The following is a 6,217-nucleotide window of genomic DNA, read 5'->3' as shown; positions in this document are numbered from 1 at the left end:
AGTCTCCTACCGTCTGGCTTGCAGAAGCGGACTTTGTCCCTCCACCCCCGACAGGTTCCTACCCTAACGCCATACAAGCGGACTCCGTCCGCGATGGCTACGCCCAACTCCCTGGCAGGTCGGAGCGGCGGTCATTCGATCGCGGACGGAGTCCGCTCCTACGACATGTTTGCCGGCGTCTCCAGCATGAAGTCGATGAATGCCCTCACCCGCGACGGCACATGCCGTGCATGCGGATAGATCAGCCAGAACGGCCGCGTGGTCTGGCCGTAGTCGTGCAGCACCTCCACCAGCTCTCCGCGCTCCAGTTCCTCCTGCACGGTGAAGTGATAAGCCTGCATCAGCCCGCCGCCGCACTTGGCCAGGGTCGCGGTGGCCAGGTAATCCTCCAGCACCGTCAGCCCACCGGACGTCTCGACCTCCACCACTTCGCCGTCGATGCGCAAGGTCCAGGGCACACGGCGGCCGGTGCTGGGCAGTTCGAACTGGATGCAGTCGTGGGCGGCGAGATCGTCCGGCACCTGCGGCGTACCGGCGCGCGTGAGGTAATCGGGCGTGGCGACGATCACGTTCTCGACTTCTTCCAGGCGCCGCGCCACCAGGCTGGAGTCCACCGGGTCGCGACCGCGGATCGCCAGGTCATAGCCTTCGTTGGCAAAGTCGATGTTGCGGTTACTGACGTGCACCTCCACCTGCACCTGCGGATAGCGCCGGCGGAACTCCGGCAGCCGTGGGAACAGCCGGTAATGCGCATAGGGCGTCGGCACACTGATGCGCAAACGCCCGGAGACGATGCTCTGGCCGCCGCTGACGGCGCGCTCGGCATCCACCAGCTGGGTCAGCGCCTGGCGGCATTGCTCGAAGTAATCGCGGCCGTCGTCGGTCAGGCGCATCTGCCGCGTGGTGCGGACGAACAGACGCACGCCCAGGCGTTCCTCCAGACGGGCCACCGAGCGGCTGACAGCGGCAGGCGTGATGCCAGCGGCGTTGGCGGCGGCGGTGAAGCTGCCGGTCTCCGCCGCCAGGCAGAACAACTCGATGCTGCCCAGTTGCAGGTCGTCGAAATGGCGGGTCATGGCATGGCTCGATTGATTACATAGGGTATCAATTCAAATGCCGCCAGCCTCATTTTTCAAGTATCGATTGCCGCCTAGATTGGCCTCCAAGACGCGGGCACGCCGCCCCGCCCCACTCTCGGAGAATCACCATGAGCAAGACCGTCATCGTCACCGGCGCTTCCAGCGGCCTCGGCTTCGCCATCGCCCGCGCCTACCTGCAACGCGGCTACAACGTGGTCGGCAACGCCCGCACCCAGGCTCGCCTGGAAGAAGCCGCCGCCCAGCTGGGCAACCCGCACAACTTCCTCGCCGTGGCCGGTGACATCGCCCGGCCGGACACCGCCAAGCGCCTGTTCGCCCAGGCCATCGAAGCCTTCGGCCGGGTGGACATCCTGATCAACAACGCCGGCATCTTCATTCCCAAGGCAGTCATCGATTACACCGAGGAAGAAGTCAACGCCATCGTCGGTACCAACCTGCTGGGCTTCTTCTACCCGTCCCAGGCCGCCGCCCGGCACATGGCCGCCAATGGCTCGGGGCACATCGTCACCATCACCGCCTCGATCGCCATGCAGCCCAACGTGAAGGTCCCGGCGCTGCTGCCGGTGCTGATCAAGGGCGGCCTCAACAGCGCGGTGCGCGGCCTGGCCCTGGAGCTGGCGGCCGCCCACGTGCAGGTCAACGCGGTAGCGCCGGGGATCATCGAAACGCCGCTGCACGCCGATGACGAGGGCACGCGCGCCTTCCTGCGCGGCCTCGCCCCCAGTGGCCAGATCGGCGATCCGCAGGATATCGTCGACGCAGTGCTCTACCTGACCGACTCGACCTTCGTCAGCGGGACCGTCCTCAACGTCGACGGTGGCGCCACCACCGGCGTCTGGTAAGCCAGCCTTTGCCACGACAATTCCAACGACAAATCCAACGACAACGGAGAACCGCCATGCCCTATGTGAACATCCAGGTCACCGACGAAGGCGTCACCGCCGACGAGCGCCGCCAACTCATCGAAGGCGTCACAGAGCTGCTGGAGCGCGTGCTGCGCAAGCCGCCGTCCACCACCTACGTGGTGATCCAGGAAATCGCCCTCGACGCCTGGGGCGTGGGCGGCAAGACCGTCGCCGAGCTGAAGGGCCAAGGCAAGCACGGCAAGAGCTGACCCAGCGGGCACGCCGGAGGCGAAAACGCGCCTCCGGCGCTTGCCATGCACCAAGTCGGCGCTGCTAGGATCGGGAGCCCAACCGCTCCCACCTTCAGCCGAGGCATGGAATGCTCGCCGCGCTCAAGCGTTACCCGCTACAGGTCAACCTGCTGCTGTGCGGCACCTTCCTGCTCACCCTGGGCCGCGCCATCACCCTGCCCTACCTGGTGATCTACCTCTCCACCCGATTCGGCCTGGGTGTCGACCGCATCGGCCTGATCATGGGTGGCGCGCTGTTCGGCGGCTCGCTGCTCAGCCTCTACGGCGGCTTCCTGATCGACCGGATGCCCGGCTTCCGCCTGATCCTGGGCTTTGGCAGCTGCTTCGTCGCCGCCTTCGCCGGCATGCTGCTGACCAGCCAGCTGTGGTTGTTCTTCCTGTTCCTGCTGGGCTTCAACTTCGCCTATTCGGTCACCGACGTGGTGGTGAAAACCCTCTTCGGCCGCCTGCTGCCGGCCGCTGAACAGGGCCGCGCGTTCTCCATCCGCTACACGCTGATCAACCTCGCCTACGCCATCGGCCCCTTCATCGGCGCCGCCCTGGCGCACTGGAGCCAGCACCTGCCGTTCGTGCTCTCGGCGCTGCTGGGCAGCCTCTTCCTGCTCGCCTTCCTGCGCTATGGCGACCGTGGCATGCGTCCGGCCGAAGGCGTGGCGCCACCCTCGTTCCTCGCGGTGCTGGGCGTGCTGACGAAGGACCATCGGTTGATGTATTTCACCATTGGAGGCGTACTCACTGCGGTGGTGTTCGGCCAGTTTTCCGCCTACCTGTCGCAATACCTGGTGGCCACCGGCACGGCGGAGTATGCCTACCAGGTGATCCAGACCCTGCTGGGGGTCAACGCCGTGACGGTGATCGCCCTGCAGTACCTGCTGGGCAAGCGCATCGGCAACGAGCACCTGGAGCGCTGGCTGGTGGTCGGTCTGGCGCTGTTCGTGCTCGGCATCGTCGGCTTCGGCCTGTCCCACAGCCTCTGGCACTGGGGCCTGGCGATGGCGGTGTTCACCCTGGGCGAGATCATCGTGATCCCTGCCGAGTACATGTTCATCGACCGCATCGCTCCGCACCACCTGCGCGGGGTGTACTACGGCACGCAGAACCTGGCCAACCTGGGCGGCGCCTTCGGGCCGATCCTGGTGGGCTTCTTCCTCTCGCTGTTCGCCCCGCACTGGGTGTTTGTCATGCTCGGCGCCTTCATCATCGGCGGCGGGGTGTTCTATGTGCTGGGCTCGAACCTGAGCAGACGCGTCGCCGCAGAGGCTTGACCTCAAGTCCACTTGAACCGGGATGCTGGTTCCCTCGACTCACTCGAAGGAATCAGCCATGCCCCTCTCGACCTTCCTCAGCGCTATCGCCATCGGCATCGGCGCCACCCTGCTGATGGACGCCTGGACCGTCCTGCGCCGGCGCCTGCTCGGCGTGCCGTCTCTGGACTACGCCCTGATCGGCCGCTGGATCGGCCACATGCCGCGCGGCCAGTTCCGCCACGCGGCCATCGGCAAAGCCACACCGGTAACCGGCGAACGCCCGCTGGGCTGGGTCATCCACTACCTCACCGGGATGGTCTTCGCCGTCGCGCTGGTCGCGCTGACCGGCAGCGCCTGGCTGAGCCGGCCCACCCTGCTGCCAACGCTGCTTTTCGGTGTGGTCACCGTGGCCATGCCCTTCCTGCTGATGCAGCCGGCGCTGGGCCTGGGCATCGCCGCGGCGAAGAGCGCCAACCCTGGCAAGGCGCGGCTGCACAGCCTGATCACCCATACGGTGTTCGGCCTGGGGCTGTACCTGGCGGCTCTACTGCTTTCCGTCGGCTGAGGTGCGACGACCTCAGGCGTGCTGCGCGCCGGCCCGCTTGAGCAATTGCTTGCAACGCTCGGACAGGTGCACCACGCGCAGGTGCTTGCCAGCCTTGGCGTAGCGCTCGCGCAGGGTCATCAGCGCGGCGATGGCCGAGTAATCGACGAAGCTCAGGTGCGCACAGTCCAGGGTGACCTGCGGCGGGTCGCCGGACGGGTCGAACTGGTTGAGGAAGGGCGTGGTGGAAGCGAAGAACAGCGTGCCGTGGACGCGGTACAGCTTGCTGCCATCGGCTTGCTCATGGATGTCCGCATACAGCTCGCGGGCGTGCTTCCAGGCAAAGTCCAGCGCCGCCAGGATGATCCCGCAGAACACCGCCATGGCCAGGTCCGTGGCGACGGTGATGGCGGTCACCGCAACGATCACCAGCACGTCGCTCAACGGCACCTTGTTCAGCACCCGCAGCGAAGCCCAGGCGAAGGTCTGCTGGGACACCACGAACATCACGCCCACCAGCGCCGCCAGCGGGATACGCTCGATCAGCGGCGAGAGGAACAGCACGAAGAGCAGGATCATCACCCCTGTCACCACACCGGAAAGCCGGCCACGGCCGCCGGAGCTGAGGTTGATCACCGTCTGGCCGATCATGGCGCAACCGCCCATGCCGCCGAACAGCCCGGAGACGATGTTGGCGCCGCCCAGGGCCACGCACTCGCGATCCGGGAAGCCGCGGGTCTGGGTGATCTCGTCGGTGAGGTTGAGCGTCAGCAGGGTTTCCAGGATGCCGACCATGGCCATGAGGAAGGCGTAGGGCGCGATGATCCGCAGCGTCTCCAGGTTCCACGGGATAGCCGGCCAGGCGAACTGCGGCAGGCCGCCGGCGATGTGCGCCATGTCGCCCAGGGTGCGGGTCGGCAGGCCGAGCAGGTAGACCGCCAGGCCGACGCCGAGGATCGCCACCAGGGCCGGCGGCACCGCGCGGGTCAGCTTCGGCAGCCCGTAGACCACCGCCATGGTCACGGCCACCAGCCCCAGCATCACGTACAGCGGGCTGCCGCTGAGCCAGTGCTCGCCATCCTTGAAGTGCTCCAGCTGCGCCAGGGCGATGACGATCGCCAGGCCGTTGACGAAGCCCAGCATCACCGGGTGCGGCACCATGCGCACCAGCTTGCCCAGGCGCAGGACGCCGAACAGGATCATCACCAGCCCGCCCAGCAGCACCGTGGCCAGCAGGTACTGCACACCGTGCTGTACCACCAGCGCGACTATCACCACCGCCATCGAGCCGGCGGCGCCGGAGACCATGCCGGGGCGGCCGCCGAACAGCGCCGTCAGGGTGCAGAGGATGAAGGCGCCATACAGGCCCATCAGCGGGTTGAGGTGAGCGACCAGGGCGAAGGCGATGCACTCGGGCACCAGCGCGAAGGACGTGGTGAGTCCGGCCAGGACATCGGCACGCAGGCGGGCGGGTTTCATTTTCTACTCGAAGGCGAGGACTGCGAAGGGGCCGCCATGGTACGGAAAACCGCCCTGCCCGGCCAGCCGCAACTCCCGCGGCGGATCGGTTCAGGCCGTGGGTTGGACCAGTGAACCATGGAGGAACAGCTGCTCCAGCACCTGGGCGGAACTGGAGCTGGCCGCGCGGCCGTAACGCTCGGCGTCGACCATACCGTAGAGCATGGAGAGGAACAGTTCGGTGAACACCGCGGCGGTGATGTCGATGCGGAACACGCCGCCCTGCTGGCCACGGAGGAAGAAGGCGTCGACCGCCTCGGTGTAGTAGCCCCAGCGCTCGGTGGTCGCCTCCATGTCGAGGCTTTCGGCGCGGTACTGGAACAGCAGGAAGTTCAGCATGTCGCGGTGCCGCAGGTGCTCGGCGATCAGCCGGCGCAGCGCCTCCAGCGGCTCGGCCTGCTGCAGTTCGGAGGCTTCGAGGATCTGCCGGATCACCGTATGGCCGTAGCCTTCGAGCATCTGCACCAGGCCGTCGCGGGTGCCGCAGAAGCGATGCAGGGTGGCCTTGCTCACGCCCGCCGATTCCGCCAGTTCCTTCAGGGTCGCCCGCGGGCGATCGACGATGGCCAGGGCCAGCGCCTTGAGGAGACGTTCATCGTGGGCAGAGAGTGTCATTCGGGGGCCTCATGTCAGGTGTGGATGGGGGTCGTTG

Annotated in this window: 7 protein-coding genes; 4 read left to right on the top strand and 3 right to left on the bottom strand. The window is 66.8% G+C overall.

What is annotated here, in order from left to right; all coding sequences use genetic code 11:
* Positions 1-158: 158 nt before the first annotated feature.
* Positions 159-1,076 (bottom strand): LysR family transcriptional regulator, encoded by a 918-nt coding sequence (locus HNP46_RS27800; RefSeq protein ID WP_184595464.1) that lies wholly within the window; start codon positions 1,074-1,076, stop codon positions 159-161.
* A 131-nt stretch (positions 1,077-1,207) separates the two neighbouring features.
* Here HNP46_RS27800 and HNP46_RS27795 point away from each other — a divergent pair, with 131 nt between their 5' ends.
* The 4 genes from HNP46_RS27795 to HNP46_RS27780 all read left to right on the top strand — a co-directional run bounded on the left by HNP46_RS27795 (position 1,208) and on the right by HNP46_RS27780 (position 4,068).
* The gene (locus HNP46_RS27795) at positions 1,208-1,942 is read left to right on the top strand and encodes an SDR family NAD(P)-dependent oxidoreductase (RefSeq protein ID WP_184595462.1); all 735 of its coding nucleotides are present in this window, start codon (positions 1,208-1,210) and stop codon (positions 1,940-1,942) included.
* A 56-nt stretch (positions 1,943-1,998) separates the two neighbouring features.
* A complete protein-coding gene (locus HNP46_RS27790; RefSeq protein WP_184595460.1) occupies positions 1,999-2,214 on the top strand; it encodes a tautomerase family protein in 216 nt (71 codons plus the stop codon).
* A 110-nt stretch (positions 2,215-2,324) separates the two neighbouring features.
* Positions 2,325-3,521: an MFS transporter gene (locus HNP46_RS27785; protein ID WP_184595458.1), complete on the top strand. Its 1,197-nt coding sequence runs from the start codon at positions 2,325-2,327 to the stop codon at positions 3,519-3,521.
* A 58-nt stretch (positions 3,522-3,579) separates the two neighbouring features.
* A complete protein-coding gene (locus HNP46_RS27780) occupies positions 3,580-4,068 on the top strand; it encodes a DUF2938 domain-containing protein (RefSeq protein ID WP_184595456.1) in 489 nt (162 codons plus the stop codon).
* A gap of 12 nt (positions 4,069-4,080) precedes the next feature.
* Here HNP46_RS27780 and HNP46_RS27775 read toward each other — a convergent pair whose 3' ends face one another.
* Together HNP46_RS27775 and HNP46_RS27770 are read right to left on the bottom strand one after the other, a co-directional pair.
* The gene (locus tag HNP46_RS27775) at positions 4,081-5,526 is read right to left on the bottom strand and encodes a SulP family inorganic anion transporter (RefSeq protein WP_184595454.1); all 1,446 of its coding nucleotides are present in this window, start codon (positions 5,524-5,526) and stop codon (positions 4,081-4,083) included.
* A 90-nt stretch (positions 5,527-5,616) separates the two neighbouring features.
* On the bottom strand, positions 5,617-6,180 hold the full coding sequence (locus HNP46_RS27770; RefSeq protein ID WP_184595452.1) for a TetR/AcrR family transcriptional regulator: 564 nt from the start codon (positions 6,178-6,180) through the stop codon (positions 5,617-5,619).
* Positions 6,181-6,217: the final 37 nt, after the last annotated feature.

Origin of the sequence: Pseudomonas nitroreducens (assembly GCF_014204515.1) — a bacterium.
In the GTDB taxonomy this organism is placed as follows: domain Bacteria; phylum Pseudomonadota; class Gammaproteobacteria; order Pseudomonadales; family Pseudomonadaceae; genus Pseudomonas; species Pseudomonas nitritireducens_A.
Note: the sequence above shows the minus strand (reverse complement) of the source record. Positions and strands in the feature narration are given on the sequence as shown.

Excerpts from the sequence above, each read along its gene's own strand:
- HNP46_RS27790 (WP_184595460.1), top strand. The coding sequence starts at position 1,999 with ATGCCCTATGTGAACATCCAGGTCACCGACGAAGGCGTCACCGCCGAC.
- HNP46_RS27770 (WP_184595452.1), bottom strand. The coding sequence starts at position 6,180 with ATGACACTCTCTGCCCACGATGAACGTCTCCTCAAGGCGCTGGCCCTG.
- HNP46_RS27785 (WP_184595458.1), top strand. The coding sequence starts at position 2,325 with ATGCTCGCCGCGCTCAAGCGTTACCCGCTACAGGTCAACCTGCTGCTG.
- HNP46_RS27800 (WP_184595464.1), bottom strand. The coding sequence starts at position 1,076 with ATGACCCGCCATTTCGACGACCTGCAACTGGGCAGCATCGAGTTGTTC.
- HNP46_RS27795 (WP_184595462.1), top strand. The coding sequence starts at position 1,208 with ATGAGCAAGACCGTCATCGTCACCGGCGCTTCCAGCGGCCTCGGCTTC.
- HNP46_RS27780 (WP_184595456.1), top strand. The coding sequence starts at position 3,580 with ATGCCCCTCTCGACCTTCCTCAGCGCTATCGCCATCGGCATCGGCGCC.
- HNP46_RS27775 (WP_184595454.1), bottom strand. The coding sequence starts at position 5,526 with ATGAAACCCGCCCGCCTGCGTGCCGATGTCCTGGCCGGACTCACCACG.